This window comes from Nocardioides sp. cx-173 (assembly GCF_021117365.1).
Classification (GTDB): Bacteria; Actinomycetota; Actinomycetes; order Propionibacteriales; family Nocardioidaceae; genus Nocardioides.
Window position 1 is genome coordinate 3560509 of record NZ_CP088262.1, and the last position, 18554, is coordinate 3579062.

Annotated in this window: 20 protein-coding genes; 6 read left to right on the plus strand and 14 right to left on the minus strand. The window is 73.6% G+C overall.

The features are described from left to right. Window positions 1-171 precede the first annotated feature (171 nt). Window positions 172-852, plus strand: coding sequence for a PepSY domain-containing protein (locus tag LQ940_RS17405; RefSeq protein WP_231244162.1), 681 nt, complete (start codon window positions 172-174; stop codon window positions 850-852). A gap of 51 nt (window positions 853-903) precedes the next feature. Here the strand turns inward: LQ940_RS17405 and LQ940_RS17410 are convergent, their stop codons facing one another. Then, window positions 904-1494, minus strand: coding sequence for a hypothetical protein (locus LQ940_RS17410; RefSeq protein ID WP_231244163.1), 591 nt, complete (start codon window positions 1492-1494; stop codon window positions 904-906). Window positions 1495-1631: 137 nt separating this feature from the next. Here LQ940_RS17410 and LQ940_RS17415 point away from each other — a divergent pair, with 137 nt between their 5' ends. Together LQ940_RS17415 and LQ940_RS17420 are read left to right on the plus strand one after the other, a co-directional pair. Then, window positions 1632-2045, plus strand: a complete 414-nt coding sequence (locus tag LQ940_RS17415) for a hypothetical protein (RefSeq protein WP_231244164.1) — start codon at window positions 1632-1634, stop codon at window positions 2043-2045. Next, window positions 2045-2248 carry a helix-turn-helix transcriptional regulator gene (locus LQ940_RS17420; RefSeq protein WP_231244165.1) on the plus strand — a complete coding sequence of 68 codons (204 nt, stop codon included), beginning with the start codon at window positions 2045-2047 and terminating at the stop codon, window positions 2246-2248. The genes LQ940_RS17415 and LQ940_RS17420 overlap by 1 nt, the downstream gene beginning before the upstream one ends. On the opposite strand, the gene LQ940_RS17425 is transcribed toward LQ940_RS17420, so the two are convergent. After that, window positions 2223-2576: a DNA polymerase ligase N-terminal domain-containing protein gene (locus LQ940_RS17425; protein ID WP_231244166.1), complete on the minus strand. Its 354-nt coding sequence runs from the start codon at window positions 2574-2576 to the stop codon at window positions 2223-2225. The genes LQ940_RS17420 and LQ940_RS17425 overlap by 26 nt on opposite strands. 35 nt (window positions 2577-2611) lie before the next feature. Between LQ940_RS17425 and LQ940_RS17430 the strand changes: the two genes are divergently transcribed. Both LQ940_RS17430 and dapD read left to right on the plus strand, forming a co-directional pair. Beyond that, window positions 2612-3352 carry a hypothetical protein gene (locus LQ940_RS17430; RefSeq protein ID WP_231244167.1) on the plus strand — a complete coding sequence of 247 codons (741 nt, stop codon included), beginning with the start codon at window positions 2612-2614 and terminating at the stop codon, window positions 3350-3352. Window positions 3353-3372: 20 nt separating this feature from the next. Further along, window positions 3373-4317, plus strand: a complete 945-nt coding sequence (gene dapD, locus LQ940_RS17435; protein WP_231244168.1) for a 2,3,4,5-tetrahydropyridine-2,6-dicarboxylate N-succinyltransferase — start codon at window positions 3373-3375, stop codon at window positions 4315-4317. Window positions 4318-4443: 126 nt separating this feature from the next. On the opposite strand, the gene LQ940_RS17440 is transcribed toward dapD, so the two are convergent. The 12 genes from LQ940_RS17440 to LQ940_RS17495 form a co-directional block, all read right to left on the minus strand. Further along, entirely contained in the window at window positions 4444-5205 is a 762-nt protein-coding gene (locus tag LQ940_RS17440; protein WP_231244169.1) for an SRPBCC family protein, read from the minus strand. Between the two features lie 4 nt (window positions 5206-5209). Next, window positions 5210-6064, minus strand: coding sequence for an FAD binding domain-containing protein (locus tag LQ940_RS17445; protein WP_231244170.1), 855 nt, complete (start codon window positions 6062-6064; stop codon window positions 5210-5212). Continuing rightward, a complete protein-coding gene (locus LQ940_RS17450; protein WP_231244171.1) occupies window positions 6061-8592 on the minus strand; it encodes a xanthine dehydrogenase family protein molybdopterin-binding subunit in 2532 nt (843 codons plus the stop codon). Before LQ940_RS17450 ends, LQ940_RS17445 begins: the two co-directional genes overlap by 4 nt. Next, window positions 8589-9062, minus strand: coding sequence for a (2Fe-2S)-binding protein (locus tag LQ940_RS17455; protein ID WP_231244172.1), 474 nt, complete (start codon window positions 9060-9062; stop codon window positions 8589-8591). Before LQ940_RS17455 ends, LQ940_RS17450 begins: the two co-directional genes overlap by 4 nt. Before the next feature lie 144 nt (window positions 9063-9206). Beyond that, the gene (locus tag LQ940_RS17460; protein WP_231244173.1) at window positions 9207-10442 is read right to left on the minus strand and encodes a helix-turn-helix domain-containing protein; all 1236 of its coding nucleotides are present in this window, start codon (window positions 10440-10442) and stop codon (window positions 9207-9209) included. An 87-nt stretch (window positions 10443-10529) separates the two neighbouring features. After that, complete coding sequence (locus LQ940_RS17465) at window positions 10530-11585, minus strand: alpha/beta hydrolase family protein (protein WP_231244266.1); 1056 nt, start codon at window positions 11583-11585, stop codon at window positions 10530-10532. Then, a complete protein-coding gene (locus tag LQ940_RS17470; protein ID WP_231244174.1) occupies window positions 11585-12733 on the minus strand; it encodes an XdhC family protein in 1149 nt (382 codons plus the stop codon). The genes LQ940_RS17465 and LQ940_RS17470 overlap by 1 nt, the downstream gene beginning before the upstream one ends. Then, the gene (locus LQ940_RS17475; protein WP_231244175.1) at window positions 12726-13847 is read right to left on the minus strand and encodes a vWA domain-containing protein; all 1122 of its coding nucleotides are present in this window, start codon (window positions 13845-13847) and stop codon (window positions 12726-12728) included. The genes LQ940_RS17470 and LQ940_RS17475 overlap by 8 nt, the downstream gene beginning before the upstream one ends. Beyond that, window positions 13844-14725 (minus strand): AAA family ATPase, encoded by an 882-nt coding sequence (locus LQ940_RS17480; protein ID WP_231244176.1) that lies wholly within the window; start codon window positions 14723-14725, stop codon window positions 13844-13846. Before LQ940_RS17480 ends, LQ940_RS17475 begins: the two co-directional genes overlap by 4 nt. A gap of 80 nt (window positions 14726-14805) precedes the next feature. Continuing rightward, window positions 14806-15357: a nucleotidyltransferase family protein gene (locus LQ940_RS17485; protein WP_231244177.1), complete on the minus strand. Its 552-nt coding sequence runs from the start codon at window positions 15355-15357 to the stop codon at window positions 14806-14808. Continuing rightward, the gene (locus LQ940_RS17490) at window positions 15354-16025 is read right to left on the minus strand and encodes a hypothetical protein (protein WP_231244178.1); all 672 of its coding nucleotides are present in this window, start codon (window positions 16023-16025) and stop codon (window positions 15354-15356) included. The genes LQ940_RS17485 and LQ940_RS17490 overlap by 4 nt, the downstream gene beginning before the upstream one ends. Further along, window positions 16022-16585, minus strand: a complete 564-nt coding sequence (locus LQ940_RS17495; protein ID WP_231244179.1) for an RNA polymerase sigma factor — start codon at window positions 16583-16585, stop codon at window positions 16022-16024. Before LQ940_RS17495 ends, LQ940_RS17490 begins: the two co-directional genes overlap by 4 nt. A 126-nt stretch (window positions 16586-16711) precedes the next feature. Between LQ940_RS17495 and LQ940_RS17500 the strand changes: the two genes are divergently transcribed. Beyond that, window positions 16712-18520: a serine/threonine-protein kinase gene (locus tag LQ940_RS17500; RefSeq protein ID WP_231244180.1), complete on the plus strand. Its 1809-nt coding sequence runs from the start codon at window positions 16712-16714 to the stop codon at window positions 18518-18520. Window positions 18521-18554 lie beyond the last annotated feature (34 nt).

The following is an 18554-nucleotide window of genomic DNA, read 5'->3' on the forward strand; positions in this document are numbered from 1 at the left end:
AGCACTCGCGTGCCGTTCTTCCGGAGGCTCGCCGCTGATGACGGCTCAGACGCCTGTGGGCCCAGCGTAACGGACACAGCGATGGTTCTCCGCCTCACGGGGGCGTACAGTCGGTACCGCGTTTCAGGAGATTTGGGGGGTCCGTCACCGAACCCACCTGAGGAGCCCCCGATGTCCACTCTCCAGCACACCCGGCGCACCCGACCCGGCCGACGCAGTTGGCGCAGCCGGGTCCTCGCTTCCCTCGCCGCCGGCTCCCTCGCTCTCGCACTGGCCTCCTGTGGCGACGACGACTCGGACTCCGACCCGGACTCCGACTCGAGCTCTGACTCGAGCTCCGACTCGAGCCCCAGCGAGACCGCGTCGGCTCCGAGCTCGTCCGGGGCGGCGTCGGAGAGCCCCAGCCCCCCCGCCGCAGCGGACGACGCCGCCCTGCTGGCCGCCGGCGGGACCGCCCTGGACGCGGTGAACGGCGGCACCGTCTTCTCGGTCGACCAGGAGGCCGGCTCCTGGGACGTGGAGGTGGTGACCCCGGACGGCACCGAGAACAAGCTGCGGGTCTCTGCCGACGGCAGCACGGTGGAGCGCGGCCCGACCGCCGAGCGCGGCGACGACGCCGACGACCGCGCCGAGCGCCGCAAGCTGCTCAACGACACCACGGTCGACTTCGCCAACGCGATCCGCTCGGCTCGCGGCACCGCACCGGCCGGCACCGTCACCGGGGTGGACCTGGAGCTGGACCGCGGCGCTCCCACGTGGGATGTCCATCTCGACGAGGACACCCCCGAGGAGCAGACGGTCACGGTCGACGGCGTGACCGGCAAGGTGATGGGCACCCAGCCCGACGACTGAGTGCGACGACTGGGCGCGACGACTGGGCGCGAGGACTGGCGCGGGCGCGGTTCAGCCGCGGTCCAGCCACTCCAGGACCCGGCGGGCGACCTCCGCGGGGCTGAGCTCGCTGTTGTCCAGGCGCAGGTGGGGCAGCTCGCGCAGCACGTCGTCGGCGGGCGAAGGGGCGTCCGGATCGGTGTTGGTGCGGTGCGCCCGCTCCATCTCGCGCAGGTGCGCGTCGGACCAGGCCAGGTCCCGCTTGGAGCGCTTGGCCTCGAGCCGGTCGGCGCCGGTGTTGCGGACCAGCCGCGTGGGCAGGTCGGCGATCAGCTCGAGGACGGAGATCCGCAGCCCGCGATCGGCGTACGGCGCCACGAGCCGTCGCACCTCGGCGGCGTCGGCCTCGGAGTCGACGTCCCAGACGAGGGTGAAGACCAGCCGGGTCCCCGAGGCCGCGGCCTCCTCGATGACGCGCAGCCGGAACTCCGCGTTGAGCGTCTCGAACGGCGGCGTCCCGTAGCCGAAGATCTCCAGCAGCGGCTCGATCGTGTGGTGGTTGTGGAAGAGCCGGAAGTCCGAGGCCGCGCAGATCGCCCGACCCACCGTCATCTTGCCCACGGCCTGCGGGCCGATGATCAGCAGCAGCTCCCCCTCGCTCATGGGCCGGACGGTAGCCGGGGCCGCCCGGGCACGGCGAGCGGTTTGCGCCCTCGAACGTGGCGATCTGTCTGAGAAACTTGACAACGCGACGCCCACCGCTCAGAGTGGTGTCAAAGAACTCATACATCGGAGGTGCCATGAACGCCACTCGGACCGACCTGCCCACCGCCACCCGTTGGGCCACCGCCGTCGGCTGCGGCCTCGGCGCTGCCGCCGCGGTGGGGAGCCTCGCTGCCTGGGCGCGGGACGACGCGTCGGACGGCATCACGTTCGCGGTGTTCGCGCTGCTGACGCTGCCGTTCGTGACGGCGCTGGCGGCGCTCCTGCTGGACCGCACGCCGCGGCCCGAGCGGGACGAGGACTCCATCGAGTCCCAGTGGGCCACCCGCGCCAGCAGCGGCGCCTTCTACGACACGATCGCGGCGATGGGGCTGGCCACGGTCGCCTCCTCCGTCCTCGACACCGACTCCGTGCCGATCTGGGTCTTCCTCGTCCTGGGGCTGCTGGACATGTGCGCGCGCCTGGTGCTGCTCGGGCGCCGGGAGGGCTGATGCACAACCGGCTGCGGGCGCTGCGCGAGCAGGCGGGGCTGTCCCAGGGCGAGTGCGCCAAGGCGCTCGGGGTGTCGCGGCAGACCGTGATCTCGATCGAGAAGGGTCACTTCGACCCGCGGCTGTCGCTGGCCTTCCGGATCGGCCGGCTCTTCGAGGTCCCGCTCGATGAGGTCTTCATCCCCGACCCGACTGATCCTTGACCAGGTGCAGCAGCCAGTCGCGCCCGGTGTGGATGAGCGCGTAGCGGCGTACCCCGCCGGTGCCGTGCAGGTCGAACACGAACCGCCGGTCGTTGCGGTCCACCAGCTCCCACCAGCCGTGGTCGGCGATCGACTTGTGTTCGTCGGTGTACGTCGCATGGTCCAGGTCGTGGTCGGCGACGGCCACCGCGAGCCGGTCGTGGGCGCTGTCGGTGGGCAGACCCTTGGGCACTGCCCAGGACCGCAGCGTGCCGCCCTCCTCCAGGCGCAGGTCGAAGTGGTGACGTGGCTGCTCGTGCTCGTGGAGCACCCACACCGGACGGGTCACGCCGACCATTGTGCCTAGCGCAATACGGTGAGCGCGTGACCTCCCGCGGCCTCCGGCTCCTGCGCTGGCTGATGTGGCTGGTCTGCCTGCTCGTCGCCTGCTACGCCCTGTGGCTCCTGGCGAAGTCGGACTACGACGAGACCTTCGACCGGCCGATCTTCGTCCTGCTCGCCGCCGACACCGCGCTCGGGGTCGTCCTCTACCTCGGGCCCGGCTGCCTGGACCCCCGCCGGTTCCCGGCCCGGATGTCGGCGGTGCTCGTCCCGGGCACGAGCGCGCTGCTGGTCCAGCTCCTCGTGGGTTTCCTGTTGTTCCCGGCGACGCTGGTGGAGGGCGAGAGCCCCGACCGCTCGTGGTACGGCGTGGTCGCCCTGCTCGTCCTCGCCCTCGGCCTCGGCGCGGTCCTGCTCGCGGTCGTCACGTTCGCCCTGGTGATCGGTCCGGTCGCCACGATCGCCACGAGGTCCCGGGTCGCGCTGCGCGGCGACCCGGACGCCCGCTACGCGGTGGCCTGCAGTGCGGTGCTGCTGCTGACCGTCGTCGTAGCGGTCTGCGTGGCGGCGATCGACCCGGTCGGCGGGCGCAGCGGCCTGCTCTTGCGCGGCGTTCTGCTGCTCCTGGGCGTCAGCGAGGCCGCCGGCGGACGCGACGCCGTCGCCTGGCTGGGCCGCGCCGCCCTCCTCGCCCTGGTCCTCGCCCTGGTCCTCATGGCCCGCGCCCGGCGCCGGCTCGCGGCGACGGGCGTCGACCCGGACAGGCCGTCGGCCAGCGTCTGAGAGCCCCTAGGCTGGTCCGCGTGAGTGACGCGACGACTGCCCACGGCTTCGGCCTCGCCACCCTCGACGCGGCCGGCGCCGTGCTCGACGTGTGGTTCCCCGCCCCCGCGCTCGGCGCGAGCGACGGCACCGAGGCCCCCGCCTCGCTGAGGGCCCTCGAGGGCGACGACGACGCGCGCGGCGTACGCCGCGAGGTCCGCCTGGTCGAGATCGCCGACCTCGCGACGGCTCCGGCGTCCACGGAGGACGTCTGGCTGCGCCTGCACCTGCTGTCCGCGCGCCTGGTCACGCCGCACTCGATCAGCCTCGACGGCATCTTCGGCCTGCTGGCCAACGTGGTGTGGACCTCCGCCGGCCCGTGCGCGGTCGCGGGCTTCGAGGAGACCCGCGGCCGGCTGCGGGCGGCAGGCCAGCACGTGACGGTCTACGGCGTCGACAAGTTCCCCCGCATGGTCGACTACGTGCTGCCGTCCGGCGTCCGCATCGCCGACGCCGACCGCGTCCGCCTCGGCGCCCACCTCGCCGAGGGCACCACCGTCATGCACGAGGGCTTCGTGAACTACAACGCCGGCACGCTCGGCGCCTCGATGGTCGAGGGGCGCATCTCGGCCGGGGTGCTCGTCGGCGACGGCTCCGACGTGGGCGGCGGCGCGTCGATCATGGGCACGCTGTCCGGCGGCGGCAAGCAGGTCATCTCCATCGGCCGCCGCTGCCTGCTCGGCGCCAACTCGGGCCTGGGCATCTCCCTCGGCGACGACTGCGTGGTCGAGGCTGGCTGCTACGTCACCGCCGGCACCAAGGTCACGATGAAGGACGCCGACGGTACGACGAAGGTGGTCAAGGCGCTCGAGCTCTCCGGCGCCAGCAACGTCCTCTTCCGCCGCAACTCCGTCACCGGCGCCATCGAGGCCGTCCCGTGGCACGGCGAGGGCATCGTGCTCAACGAGGACCTGCACGCCAACTGACGCCGCCGCGTCCGTCGGCGAGTTTCACCGGGCACCCGGTGAAACTCGCGCTTCCGGTGCGAAGCTTCATGCAGGAAGCGCGAGTTTTACGACCTCCCTGTGATCGGTGGGGCTGGGCGCAGCGCCTCAGCCGCGCAGCCGGCGCAGCAGGCGCCTGAGCAGCACCAGGACGACCGCGCCGCCCAGCGCCTGCCTCCAGTACGTCTTGAGCAGGATCGGGACGACGGTGGCCCCGAGGTCGAGGGCGTCGTCGTGCTCCTGGTCCGCCGGCTGCGGGCGCGGCGGGCGGGCCGTCGGCTCCGGAGGGGACACAGGGGACGGCTGAGACGCCGCGGCGGCCGCCGCGTCGGCCAGGGGTGTCGGCTCGGGCTCGGGCTCGGCCTCGCCGGCGACCTCAGCCTCGGCCGCGGCCTCGACCTCGGGCGCGGCAGCCGCGGGCGAGAGCCGCTGTTCGAGGCAGTCGACGAACTGCCCGAGGAGCTTGTCCGAGACGTCCTGCATCACCCCGCGCCCGAACTGCGCCGGCTTGCCGGTGATGTGGAGGTCGGTGACGACCTCCACCTCGGTGGCGCCCGCGGGGTCCGTCGGCGATGCCGTCATCGTGCAGGTGACGACGGCTCCTGCCGTACCGTTGCCGCGCCGGTCCTTGCCCTTGGCGTCCACGACGAAGCGGTGGGCGGCCTCGTCGCGCTCCACGAAGGTGCCGGAGCCGTTGTATACCAGGGCGATCGGGCCCAGCTTGACCTTGCACGAGCCCTGGAAGGTGTCGCTCTCGACCGACGACACGGTGGCGCCGGGGAAGCACTCGGCGACCGACGCGATGTCCTGGAACTGCGCCCAGGTCTGCTCGACGCCGGTCGGGACGGTGAAGCGGTGGGTGAGGTCCACGCGCTCACCTGCCCGCTGCCGAGAGCACGGCACGGCGTACGAGCACCGTGGCCAGGTGCCGGCGGTAGGCCGCATCGCCGTTGAGGTCCGAGGGCGGGTTGGTGCCGTCGGCGGCATGCGCCGCGGCTGAGGCCACCGCGTCCTCGGTCACCGGCTGGCCCACCAGCGCCTCCTCCACCGAGCGTGCCCGCAACGGCGTCGAGCCCATGTTGGTCAGCCCGATCCGCGCGTCGGCGATCGCGTCGCCCTCGATCCGCACCGTCGCCGCGACGGCCACGATCGGCCACTGGTGCGCGACCCGCACGAACTTCTCGTACGTCGCACCCCAGCCGGTGTGCTTGGGCACCCGGACCTCGGTGAGGATCTCGTCCTCGCCGATGGCGGTCTCGAAGAGGTCGACGAAGAAGTCGTCGGCCTGGACCGTGCGCGTCCCGCCGGGGCCCGCGATCACGAACTGCGCGCCGAGCGCGAGCGCGGGCGCGCCGAGGTCCCCGGCCGGGTCGGCGTGGGCGAGCGCCCCGCCGAACGTGCCCCGGTGCCGGATCTGGTGGTCGGCCAGGTGCTCGACGGCCTGGGAGATCAGCGCGGCGTGCTCGGCGACGAGCGGGTCGTGCTCCACCACCGAGTGCGGGGTCATCGCGCCGATGACGAGCGCGTCGCCGTCGTCGCGGATGCCGCGCAGCCCGTCGATCCGCCCGAGGTCGATCACGACCTCGGGCGCGTTGAGCCGCATCCGCAGCACCGGCAGCAGGCTCTGGCCGCCGGCCAGGATCTTGGCGTCGTCGCCGTGCCGGCCGAGCGCGGCGAGCGCCTCCTCGACCGTGGTCGGGGCCAGGTAGTCGAACTGTGCGGGGATCATGCGTCGCTCCCTCCGGTCGTGCGGTCCACGGTGCCCTCCATGCCGGTCGACTCGTCGAAGTGCGGTGCCGCGGCGCCGACGGTCTCGGCCTGCCCACCGCCTCCGGCAGCGCCACCACGGGCTTGCGCGATGGCCTTCCACACCCGCTCCGGCGTGCAGGGCATGCGGATGTCGTTGACGCCCAGGTGCCGTACGGCGTCCACCACCGCGTTGACGACCGCCGGGGTGGAGGCGATCGTCCCGGCCTCCCCCACGCCCTTGGTGCCCAGGCTGTTGGTCGTTGCCGGCGACGTCGTGTGGTCGAGGTCGAAGCTGATCGTGTCGGCCGAGGTGGGCAGCAGGTAGTCGACGAACGAGCCCGTCACCAGCGTGCCGGAGTCGTCGTACACGGCCTCCTCCCACAGCGCCTGCGAGATGCCCTGCACCAGGCCGCCGTGCAGCTGCCCGGAGACGATGAGCGGGTTGATGATGTTGCCGACGTCGTCGCAGGCGGCGTACTTGCGCATCGTCACCTGCCCGGTCTCGGTGTCGACCTCCATCGCGCACAGGTGGGTGCCGTGCGGGTAGTTGAAGTTCACCGGGTCGAAGGTCGCGTCGGAGTCCAGCGAGGCCTCGACGCCGTCGGGCAGGTTGTGGGCGGCGAACGTCGCCAGCGCGACCTCGGCCATCGCCATCCCCTGGTCGGTGCCCTTCACGGAGAACCGGCCGGCCTTGAACTCCAGGTCGTCGGCCGCGGCCTCGAGCAGGTGCGCGGCGATCGGCCTGGCCTTCTCGATGACCTTGTCCGCGGCCCGCACGATCGCCTCGCCGCCGACGACCAGCGACCGGGAGCCGTAGGTGTCGAGGCCCTTGTGGCTCACCATGGTGTCGCCGTGGAGGACCTCCACGTCCTCGAAGGCGACCCCGAGCCGATCGGCGACGATCTGGCTGAACGCCGTCTCGTGGCCCTGGCCGTGCGCCGAGGCCCCGGTGAGGACCTCCACCTTGCCGGTCGGCAGCATCCGCACGCTCGCGTGCTCCCACCCGCCCGCGCCGTAGTCGAGCGAGCCCAGCACCCGCGAGGGCGCCAGTCCGCACATCTCGGTGAACGTCGAGACGCCGATCCCGAGCTGGACCCGGTCCCCCGCCTCGCGGCGGGCGCGCTGCTCGGCGCGCAGCTCGTCGTAGCCGAAGAGCTCCTTGGCCCGCGCGGTCGCGGCCTCGTAGTTGCCGGAGTCGTACTCCAGGCCCGCCACCGTCGTGAACGGGAACTCCTCGTGGGTGATCCAGTTGCGCTCACGGATCTCGAGCGGGTCCACGCCCACCTCGGCGGCGAGCTCGTCCATGATCCGCTCGACGGCGTACGTCGCCTCGGGCCGGCCGGCGCCGCGGTAGGCGTCGGTCCAGGTCTTGTTGGTCAGGACCGTCTGGACGTTGAACTGGTAGGCCGGGAACTTGTAGATCGCGTTGAACATGAAGGCGCCGAGCACCGGCACCCCGCCGCCGACGAGGGAGACGTGTGAGCCGAGATCGGCCAGCAGCTCGACCTTGAAGCCCGTGACCCGCCCGTTCTTCTCGGCCGAGAGCGTGAGCCTCTGCCACTGGTCGCGCCCGTGGTGGGCGGCCATGAGGGACTCCGAGCGGGTCTCGGTGTACTTCACCGGCTTGCCGAGCCGACGCGCCAGGAGGAAGGTGATGAACTCCTCCGGGGTGGTCTGCAGCTTGCCACCGAAGCCGCCACCCACGTCCGGGGCGATGACCCGGATCTTGGACTCGGAGACGCCGGTGACCGCCGCGAGCAGGAACTTCAGGATGTGCGGGATCTGGGTCGCCGACCACATGGTGATCTGCTCGCCGGTCGGGTCCACCACCGTGGAGCGCGGCTCCATGAACGCCGGGATCAGGCGCTGCTGGCGGTACTCGCGCTCGATCACGATGCCGTCGGTGCGGGCACGGGCGATCGCCTCGTCCACGTTGCCGCCGGTGCCGGCCTCGGCCGAGTCGAAGGTCCAGAGCGCCGACCGGTTCGTGCCCAGGTCGGGGTGCGCGAGCGCTCCGCCGTTCTCCGGGGTGGCCGCCGCCGCCTCCTTGAGGTCGAGCGCGGCCGGGAGCTCCTCGTAGTCGATGTCGACGAGCTCGGCCGCGTCGCGCGCCTCGGCCGCCGTACGCGCCGCGACCACGGCGACGATCTCGCCGGCGAACACCACCCGGTCGACCGCGATCGGCGGGTGGTTCGGGGTCACCTGGTCCGGCGTGATCGGCCAGGCGTTGGGCAGCCCTCCCTGCTCGTCGGCGACCTCGGCGCCGGTGATGACGGTGACGACGTTGGGCGCGGCCTTCGCCATGCTGGTGTCGATGTTCGTGATCCTCGCGTGCGCGAAGGGGCTGCGGACCATCGCGAGGTGCAGCATGCCGGGCAGGACCAGGTTGTCGGTCCATCGCGTGCGGCCGGTGATCAGCCGCTGGTCCTCCTTGCGACGCCGGTCCTTGCCGATCTCGAGGCCGGCGTCCGGCTCGGCCTGGGTCATCTCGTCGTCGGTGAGCGTCACTGGGCACCCCCGGTGGCCGCGGCCGCGTGCTGCACGGACCTCACGATGTTGTGGTAGCCGGTGCACCGGCACAGGTTGCCCTCGAGGCCGACTCGGATCTCCTGCTCGGAGGGGTTCGGGTTGGTCTTCAGCAGGTCGACGCTCTGCATGATCATCCCGGGCGTGCAGAAGCCGCACTGCAGCCCGTGGCACTCCCGGAACGACTTCTGGACCTGATGCAGCTCGCCGTCCTGGGCCAGGCCCTCGATCGTGGTGACCTCACCCCCGTCGGCCTGCACCGCCAGCACGTTGCAGGACTTCACGCTGACCCCGTCGAGGTGGACCGTGCACGCCCCGCAGTTGGACGTGTCGCAGCCGATCACGGTCCCGGTCTTGCCGAGCTTCTCGCGCAGGTACTGCACCAGCAGCATCCGCGGTTCGACCTCGTCGGACACCCTCGATCCGTCGACGGTCAGGTTGATTCGGGTCATGGACGACTCCCTCGCACGTGGGTGGGCGTGTGACGCCGATCACGCTAGGAGCCCCCGGTTGGCGGAAGGTAGGTCCCATCGTCCCGCTGACCCGTCAGAAACTTTCTGACGGGTCAGCGGGGATTTGGTGAAGTTGGTGACGGGTCAGCGGGTGGCGACGGCGAGGCGGCCCTTCAGGAGCGGGACCGCGGGGTGGGCGCTGCCGGCGAGGTGGGCGAGGCAGACCTCGAGCACCTGGGTGTCGTACGGCGCGAGCTCGCTGTAGCGGACCACGGCGTCGGGGACCGGGTCGGCCAGCAGCGCCTCGCGGACGGCGACGGCGACGTACTCGGCCAGGTCCCCGAGGGCCGGTGAGTTGGTGCCGGGGAGCAGGTCGCCGCCGTAGGCGTCGACCGCGGCGGCGACGTGGCCGCCGCGCAGCAGGGTCAGCACGTGCTCGACGTCGGTGGCGACGGGCATGAGGAGCCGGTAGGGGCGCGAGGAGAGCTGACCGCCCAGGGCCGCGCGCAGATGGGACACCTCGGCCTTGAGGGTCGAGAACGTCACCGCCTGGTCGCCGTAGACCAGGGCGTGGAGCTGGTCGAGCGAGAGCCCCTCGGGGTGCAGCGCGAGGAGGGCCAGGATCTCGGTCTGACGGCGGTTCAGCAGGAGCCGCTGCCCGTCCAGGCGCACCTCGGCGGTGCCCAGCAGGGTCATCACCAGGCCGGGGTCCTGGGTCGGCTCGTCGGCGCGGGCGGAGGGGTGGTGCGCCGACCTGGGCACCGCGGACTCGATCAGCCGCGCCATGACCCGCGCGGTCGCGAGCCCGATGGGGTGGGTGCGGTCCCAGGTCGTCGAGAGGTCGAGGACCCCGAGCTGGAGGCCGGTGGCCGGGTCGACCACGGGCGCGGCCCAGCAGACCCAGCTGTGCACGATCGAGGCGTAGTGCTCGGCGCTGAACACCATGGCCGGCTCACCCAGCCGGTTGGCGAGGTCCAGTGCGTTGGTGCCCACCGACTCGTCGTCCCAGCGACCGCCGGCCACGAAGTTGACCGTCTCCGCCTTGCGCCGCATCACCCGACCGCCGTACGTCCACAGGATGCGGGTGTCGGCGTCGGTCACGGCGAGGACCAGGTCGCCGTCCTCGGCGGTACGGCGCAGCTCGGCCTCGACGCTTTCGACCGCGACCTGAAGCGGCGAGTCCTTCCAGATCGACGCGGTCTCGTCCTCGTCGGCGAGGGGCGCCTCGGTGACGTCGGGCGTGATCGCGGCGGTCGAGCGGGTCCAGCTGGAGAGGATCTCGGGGCGGACGACGGGCGCGGCCAGGTCGCCGGACTCGACGAAGGTGGTCCAGGCGCGCATGGCCTCGCGCTTGCGGTCCCGCAGCTCGCCGAGCGCCATGGTGATCCCCGATCTGGTCTCCGCGCCAACGTAACACCCAGCAGGTGACCTGCATCACAGTCGCCGAGCGGACCCCGGAGGCGAGCCTCAGCCGAGCCGGCGGCGCAGGAACGTGATCGTGCGGTCCATCGAGCGCTGCCAGTCGAAGGAGAAGGCATGGGCCTCGCCCCGGTAGACCTCCAGCTGGGCGTCGACGCCGGCGCGGCGCAGGGCGCGGTCGGTGGTGACGGCCCACGGGAACGGGCAGGTCTCGTCGGTGTCGGCGTGGTGCGCCAGGACCGGCTCGGTGATGCGGTCGAAGTAGCTCCGTGGCGAGAGGCCGGCGTACACCTCGGGCGCCGACCGCGGCGTGCCGAGCGCGTCGTAGAGCGCCGTGACCTCGTCGGGGCGCTCGGGCTCGACGAAGTGGCGCAGGTTGTCGAGGTAGCGCGAGGACACCGACGCGTAGATCACGGCCGCGTCCACCAGACCGGGCGCGACGACCAGGGCATTGAGCGTCACACCGCCGCCCATCGAGCGCCCGAGCATCGCCATCCGGTCCTCGTCGACGTACGGCTCGCGCTCCAGGGCGAGTACGGCGTGGATGGCGTCGCGGGTGTAGCCCAGGCGCGTCTGCCGGGAGAGCTCGCCCGCGGGGTCGGAGCCGGCGTGGCCGCGGTAGTCGGTGTGCAGCACGGCGAAGCCGGCGTCGGCCAGAGCGATCTGCTCGCGGGCCAGGCCCTGCCCCGGCGCGTAGTAGGCCGGCTCGATGTAGCCGTGGTTGAGGACGATGCCGGGGAACGGGCCGCGACCGCGGGGGCGCAGCAGGATGCCCGAGACCGTCAGGTCGCCGCTGCGGTAGGTGACCTGGTAGCGGGTGTAGCGGTCGGTCTGCTCGATCACCTCGCCGTAGCGGATCCGGCTCGCGCGGAAGTCCTCGCGCATCAGCGCCGGGAGCGAGCGCGGGTCCGGCACCGGCGGCAGGGTCTCGGAGGGCGCGACCGGCGACGGCGTACCCGACGCGCTGGCCGAGGGGCTGGCCGAGGGGCTGGCTGACGAGGTCGGCGCCCGGTCGCCCGGCTGCACCCCGGGCTCCTCGGTGTCGGTGGTGCAGGCCGCGAGCGGCAGCAGCAGCAGGAGCGCGACCCAGCCCGGGGCCCGCATCACGGCGCCCCGTCGACGCGGTCCAGGTCGCGGTGGATGCGCCCCTCGGTGGCCGCCAGGCGCTCCCCGCTGCCGCCCCAGCGGCCGGCGATGATCTCCGCGGCGATGCTGATCGCGGTCTCCTCGGGGGTGCGCGCGCCCAGGTCGAGCCCGATCGGGCTGGAGAGCCGGCCGAGCTCCTCCTCGGTGAGCCCCGCCTCGCGCAGGCGGGTCATCCGGTCGTCGTGGGTACGCCGCGAGCCCATGGCCCCGACGTAGGCCACCTCCGGCAGCCGCAGCGCCACCTCGAGCAGCGGGACGTCGAACTTCGGGTCGTGGGTGAGCACGGTGATGACCGTGCGGCCGTCGAGGCGCCCGGCGGCCTGCTCGGCCCCGAGGTAGCGGTGCGGCCAGTCGACGACCACCTCGTGGGCGTCGGGGAACCGACTGGCGGTGGCGAAGACCGGCCGGGCGTCGCAGACGGTGATCTGGTAGCCGAGGAAGCCGCCGACCCGGGCGACCGCGGCGGCGAAGTCGATCGCACCGAAGACCAGCAGCCGCGGCTTGGGGGCGAAGGCCCACACGAAGACCCGCATGCCCTCACCCCGGCGCTCGCCGTCGGGCCCATAGGTGAGCGTGGCGTTGCTGCCGGCGGCGAGCAGCCCGAGGGCGTCGTCGTGGACGGCGTCGTCGGCGCGCGTGGACCCCAGGCCTCCGGTGCACGCGGCCCGGTCGGCCCGCACCACCAGGCGGCGGCCGACCCGCGTGGGGTCGGGGTGCTCGATGACCGTGGCGAGCGCGACGGGGCGCCCCGCCTCGATGTCGGCGGCCAGCTCCCCGAGGTCCGGGAAGGTCTCGCGCGAGACCTTCTCGACGTACACGTCGAGGATGCCGCCGCAGGTGAGGCCGACCGCGAACGCGTCGTCGTCGCTCACGCCGTAGCGCTCCAGCACGGGCGCGCCGCTCGCGACGACCGACTGGGCCAGGTCGTAGACGGCGCCCTCGACGCAGCCGCCCGAGACCGACCCGACCGCGGCCCCGTCGGGCGTCACCAGCATCGAGGCGCCCGGCGGGCGGGGCGCGGAGCGGAAGGTCGCCACGACGGTGCCGAGGCCGATCTCCTCGCCGGCCTGCCAGCGCGCCATCAGGTCGTCCAGGACGTCACGCACGGGCCACCACCTCCAGGACCTCCGCGAACGTCGCCAGCGAGTGCCCGGCGACGAAGTCGTCGACGTGGGGCAGCGCCGCGAGGACCCCCTGCTGGACCGGCTCGTAGCCCTCCTTGCCGCGGTGCGGGTTGACCCAGACCACGTGGTGCGCGACCCGCTTCAGGCGCGCCATCTGCGCGCCGAGCAGCGCCGTGTCGCCGCGCTCCCAGCCGTCGCTGAAGATCACGACGACCGCCCCGCGGGCCAGACCGCGGCGGCCCCAGCGGTCGAGGAAGACCTGCAGGGTCTCGCCCAGACGGGTGCCGCCGGACCAGTCGGGCACGGCCTCCCCGGCCGCGACCAGCGCCCGCGCGACGTCGCGGTTGTGCAGCGCGCGGGTCAGGTGCGTGAGCCGAGTGCCGACGGTGAACGTCTCGACCGCTCCCGCTCCCTGCGAGATCCGGTGCGCCAGGCGCAGCAGCGCGTCGGCGTAGCCGTTCATCGAGCCCGACACGTCGACCAGCAGCACGATCCGCCGCGGGCGCACCGCACGGCGGCGCCACTCGATGGCGGCCGGCTCGCCGAGGCGGCGCAGGCTGGCACGCAACGTGCGGGAGGCGTCCACCCGTCCGCGGTGCCACGCCCGGTGCCGCGCCGTACGGCGGACGGGTGCGCGCGGGCGCAGCGTGGCGAACATGGTGTCGAGCCGGGCCTTCTCGGCGGCGGAGAGGGTGGCGACGTCGCGGTGGCGGAGCACCTCGGCGGCCGAGGCCCGCGCGTGGACGCTCTCCTGCGCCGCCTCACCGCTGCCGGGGCCCTCGTCGGCGGGCAGGCCGGACGGGGCGGGGACCGACGGCGGGGCGGAGCGACTGCGGGGCAGCCCGTCGCGAGCGTCGAACCAGGCGGTGAAGACCTGGTCGTAGCGGACCAGGTCGTCGGGTGAGCCGCAGAGCGTGGCGCGGCCCGCGGTGTAGGTGGCGCGCTGGTCGCCCAGGCCGACGAGGGCGACCGCCTCCACGAAGGTCCGGGCGCGGTCCTGGGTGACCGGCAGGCCGGCCGCCCGCAGCGCCCGAGTGAACCCCACCAGCACCTCGTCGGCCTCGTGGCGCAGCGGCGGCGCCGCAGGGTCGCTCATGCCCGCAGCATCTGGTCGAGGGCCCGGCGGACCCGGTCGGTGTCCTCTCGGTACTTCACGAGCGCGCCGAGCGTGCGGGCCGCGGACTCCAGGTCCAGCTCGGAGGCGCTCAGGTGGTGCAGAGCGCGGGCCCAGTCGAGGGTCTCGGCCACGCCGGGTGGCTTCTCCAGGTCGTGCCGGTCGCGCAGCTGCTGCACCACCGTCGCCACCTGGCGGGCCAGCGCGGCCGGCACCTCGGGTGCCCGCGAGCGCAGGATCTCGACCTCGCGGTCGAGCCCGGGGTGGTCGATCCAGTGGTAGAGGCAGCGCCGCTTCAGGGCGTCGTGCAGCTCCCGGGTGCGGTTGGAGGTGAGGACCACGACCGGCGGCGTCGCGGCCTTGACCGTGCCGAGCTCGGGGATGCTCACCTGGTAGGTCGACAGCACCTCCAGGAGGAACGCCTCGAACTCGTCGTCGGCCCGGTCCACCTCGTCGACCAGCAGCACCGCCGGGCTCTGCTGCAGGGCGGCCAGCACCGGGCGCGCGAGGAGGAACCGCTCGTCGTAGAGGCTCTTCTCGGCCTCCTCGACGCCCTGCCCGGACGCGGCCCCGGCGGCCTCCAGGGCGCGCAGGTGCAGGATCTGGCGCGGGAAGTCCCAGTCGTACAGGGCCTGGGTCGCATCGATGCCCTCGTAGCACTGCAGCCGCACCAGGGGCAGTCCGAGGCTCTCGGCGATCGCCTCGGCCAGGGCGGTCTTGCCGGTGCCGGGCTCGCCCTCGAGGAGCAGCGGTCGCTCCATGCGCAGCGCCAGGAACACCACGGTCGCCAGGGCGTCGTCGCACAGGTACCCGGTCCCGCCGAGCTGCGCGGCGAGAGCGGCGGCGGACGCGGGCTGCATTCCTCGAATCTATCCCGGTACGCGTTGGCCGCGGGTTGGCGACGCGGGTTGGCGACGGGTGTTGCTGACGGGGGGGCAGGTCAGCGGGTGTCCACGTCGCGGCCGCTCGCCAGGTCGCCGCACTCGACCAGCACCGTGCCGGCGGCGGCGAGGTAGTCGCGGGCGCCGCGGTCGCCCACGGCGGTGGCGTCGACCCCGGCCCAGTGGTCGCGGCCCAGGAGCACCGGGTGGCCGGGCCGACCGCCGTACGCCGCCCGCGCGAGGACGCCGGTCCCCCCGCCCGCCGCAACCACGCGCCGTACGACCTCGGCGGTGACGTCGGGCAGGTCGACCAGCAGGACGACGGCCGCCTCGGCGTCGTCGGGGAGCGCGCCGAGCCCGGCCCGCAGCGAGGCCGCCATCCCCTCGGCCCAGTCCGCGGCGATCACCACGTCGACGCCGAGCCCGTCCAGGAGGCCGAGCGCCTCGTCGGCGGCGGCCCCGAGCACGACGGTCACCTCGTCGCAGCCGCCGGCGCGCAGCACCGCGACCGACCTGGCGAGCCAGGACTCCGCACCGTCATGGACGAGTGCCTTGGGCAGGCCCATCCGGCTGCCGCCACCGGCGGCGAGCAGCAGGCCCGCCAGGCTCACCCCGGGAACGCCTCGACGTAGAGCGCCTCGAGGGCGGGGCTGAAGGGGCCGCTGAAGCCGCAGACCGCGACCTGGCCCCCGTTGGCGCTGACCAGGTAGCGGCGGCCCTCCTCGAACTGCACGGCCCCCACGAGCGCCGTCATCAGCTCCGGCGGCGAGCTCACCTCCACCAGCTCCGTCGGCTCCCCGGCGTAGAACCGGTCCGGCGCCAGCGTCACCACGTCGGCCGCGACCGACTCGACGGTGGCCGAGAAGGCGACCTCCGCGGTGGCCAGCGTCTCGGCGTTCGGCGCCAGGCACTTCGCCGAGGTCGGCGGCGGCGCCGTGAGCTCGGTGACCGTGGGCGGCTGCGACGCCGGGGCGCTCGGCCCGGCCGAGGGCACGTTGTCGGACTCCGGGTCGTTGCCGAGCAGGGCGAAGACCCCGACCGCCGCGAGCAGCACCGCGGCCGCGGCCACCAGCCAGGTGAGGGGGCTGCGGTTGCGGGTGCCGGTCTCGCGGCTCTCCGGCAGCTCGTGCTGCTCGTGCTGCCCGTCGTCGGCGGGTTCGTCGAGGTCGGCGTTCATGGTGTCCTCCAGGAGTCGGGCCACCCAGGCGGGGTCCGCCGGGGGCAGGTCGGACGCCGGGTCGCCGGCCTGCAGCCGCTGTCGCAGCTCGTCGTCGTTCACGGGGTCCTCCCTTCCGTCGCCTCCTCATGTCCGGGAGCGGCTCCGCTCTTTCGCAGGATGCCCCGGAGCTTCTCGCGGACGCGGTGCAGCCGGATGCTGACCGCGTTGGGCGTCAGGTCGAGCACGGCGGCGATCTCGGCCGGCGTCAACTGCTCCCAGGCCCAGAGCCGGATCAGCTCGCCCTCCGTCGCGGTCAGCCCCGCGAGCGCCTGCTCCAGCCGCTGGTCACCGCTCCCCACGATCTCGTCGGGCCCGGGCTGCGTCTGCGCGGGACGGTCCAGCGTCGCCACCCGCCCGGCCACGCGGACCTGCCGGCGCGCGGAGCGCTCCGCGTTGGCGAGGCAGTGGCGCGCCACGCCGTACGCCCACGGCAGGGCGGCGTCCTGCGGCACGTCGTCGAGGCGCCGCCAGCACACGAGCAGGGTCTCGGCCAGCACGTCGTCGGCGGTCGCGTGGTCGGTACGGCGGGCCAGGAACCGCCGCAACGGCTCGATCAGTCCGGGCGCCAGCGCCTCGAACCGGGCGCGGCGCTCGGCGGCGCGGGGGTCGTCGTCGGCCACACCCCCAGCCTCACACACGCCGCCCCCGCGTAAACCCGCACGTCCCCCAGCGACCCCGCCGGGTTTCGAACACCCTCCCAGCGGATAGGTTCCCCTCGCCGGACCGCCCGCGACGGAGGAGACACGATGGCCCGCTTCCCCTCGGTGGGCGAGCAGTTCGGCGACTACCGCATCACGGGCACGCTCGGCCGCGGCGGCATGGGCGTGGTGTTCGCCGCCGAGCAGCGCGGCCTCGCGCGCACCGTGGCCCTCAAGGTGCTGGCCCCCGAGCTCGCGGAGCAGCCGGACTACCGGCGGCGATTCGCCCACGAGGCGTCCGTGCTGGCCCGCCTCGACTCGCCGCACATCATCCAGGTCTACGACCACGGCGAGCAGGACGGCTGCCTCTACATCGCCACCCAGTACGTCGCCGGCGGCGACCTCAGCGAGGCCATGCGTCGCCACGGGGCGGTCCCGACCGCCCCGGCCGCCCACATCGCCGCGCAGGTCGCCTGGGCGCTGGCCGACGCGCACGCGGCCGGGATCGTGCACCGCGACCTCAAGCCCAGCAACGTCCTGCTGCGCAACGTCGACGGCGCCGACGTCTTCGCCTATCTCTGTGACTTCGGCATCGCCCAGGACCGCAGCCCGGGTCTCACCGCACCGGGCGCGGTCGCCGGCACCTTCGCCTACCTCGCCCCCGAGCGTCTGCGCGGCGAGCCGGCCACGCCGAGCGCCGACCTCTACGCCCTGGGCTGCGTGCTGTGGACCGCGCTGACCAACTCCACGCCGTACGCCGGCAGCGACGTGCAGATCGGCATGAGCCACCTCAGCGACCCGGTGCCGCAGCTGGCGCCGACCTCGCCGGTCGCCCGGGCCGTCAACGACGTGCTGCGCCAGGCCATGGCCAAGGAGCCGGCCCAGCGCTACCCCTCGGCCAACGCGATGCGCACCGGCCTGCAGGAGCTGGCGCGGCTCGCGCAGACGACCCCGCACCCGCCACTGGTCCCCGACCGGGCGACCTCCCCCGGCCCCCCGCCGCCTGCGCCGCCGCGGTCTCAGCCCTCGCACCCCTCCCAGCCCTCGGCGCCGCGACCGGCGTACCCCGCTCAGCCGTCGCACCCGTCGCACCCGTCGCATCCGGCCGCTCCGACGATGCTGCCGTTCCGGCCGCCGCCGCCGCCCGCACCGAAGCGGCACCGCACCGCGCTGGTCGTGGGTGCCGTCGTCGCCGCGGTGGCCCTCATCGCGGGGACCGTCGCCGCGGTCGCCACTCGCGGCCCGGGTGACGACCCGAGCACGACCTCGACCTCCTCCTCCGAGCCCACGGCCTCGGACCCCACGACCGAGCCGACCGAGCCGACCGAGCCGACCGAGGCGATGTCACCGTCGGTCACGGCGCCGACCTACAGCCCCACGCCGCCGGCGCCGCCGCCGACGAGCACGGGACCCACGCCGACGTACCCCGCCGTGCCGCCCGCCACCGGGATCAAGCTGCAGGTCGGCAAGGCGGAGATGCGCGCGCCGGCCGGCTGGGGCCGGGTCACCCAGACCAACATCCCCAACGGCGTCGGGTCGCGCGACTACTCCGACTACGAGGGCTACTACTCCTCGGTCTTCCTCGAGCGCACGGAGCCGGTCTTCCCGCTGGAGTCGCTCACCCTGCTCGAGATCGTCGCCATGGCCGCCGTGGAGTCCCTGGCCGAGAAGAACGCCGACATCGAGCTCGTGGCCAAGGACGAGCTCCCGGCCGGCTGGCTCGACGGCGCCCAGGCCGCTCGGGTGCGCGGGGTCTACAAGAACACCGGGACCGGGCTCTACTTCGCCGAGGAGTCGTGGTTCGTGCAGAAGGGCAAGTTCCTCTACCGGCTGACCTTCCAGCACAGCCGCGCCGACAGCCTCGACGAGCGGCGCGCCGACATCGACCCGGTGGTCGTGTCCTTCCGCTGGCGCTAGGTGTACTCGGCTGGGCGCCGGCGGCGCCCTCGTC

Bases quoted from the DNA above. Each gene is read 5' to 3' on its own strand.
- LQ940_RS17405 (WP_231244162.1), top strand. From the start codon at position 172: ATGTCCACTCTCCAGCACACCCGGCGCACCCGACCCGGCCGACGCAGT.
- LQ940_RS17410 (WP_231244163.1), bottom strand. From the start codon at position 1,494: ATGAGCGAGGGGGAGCTGCTGCTGATCATCGGCCCGCAGGCCGTGGGC.
- LQ940_RS17415 (WP_231244164.1), top strand. From the start codon at position 1,632: ATGAACGCCACTCGGACCGACCTGCCCACCGCCACCCGTTGGGCCACC.
- LQ940_RS17420 (WP_231244165.1), top strand. From the start codon at position 2,045: ATGCACAACCGGCTGCGGGCGCTGCGCGAGCAGGCGGGGCTGTCCCAG.
- LQ940_RS17445 (WP_231244170.1), bottom strand. From the start codon at position 6,064: ATGATCCCCGCACAGTTCGACTACCTGGCCCCGACCACGGTCGAGGAG.
- LQ940_RS17455 (WP_231244172.1), bottom strand. From the start codon at position 9,062: ATGACCCGAATCAACCTGACCGTCGACGGATCGAGGGTGTCCGACGAG.
- LQ940_RS17460 (WP_231244173.1), bottom strand. From the start codon at position 10,442: ATGGCGCTCGGCGAGCTGCGGGACCGCAAGCGCGAGGCCATGCGCGCC.
- LQ940_RS17465 (WP_231244266.1), bottom strand. From the start codon at position 11,585: ATGCGGGCCCCGGGCTGGGTCGCGCTCCTGCTGCTGCTGCCGCTCGCG.
- LQ940_RS17475 (WP_231244175.1), bottom strand. From the start codon at position 13,847: ATGAGCGACCCTGCGGCGCCGCCGCTGCGCCACGAGGCCGACGAGGTG.
- LQ940_RS17480 (WP_231244176.1), bottom strand. From the start codon at position 14,725: ATGCAGCCCGCGTCCGCCGCCGCTCTCGCCGCGCAGCTCGGCGGGACC.
- LQ940_RS17500 (WP_231244180.1), top strand. From the start codon at position 16,712: ATGGCCCGCTTCCCCTCGGTGGGCGAGCAGTTCGGCGACTACCGCATC.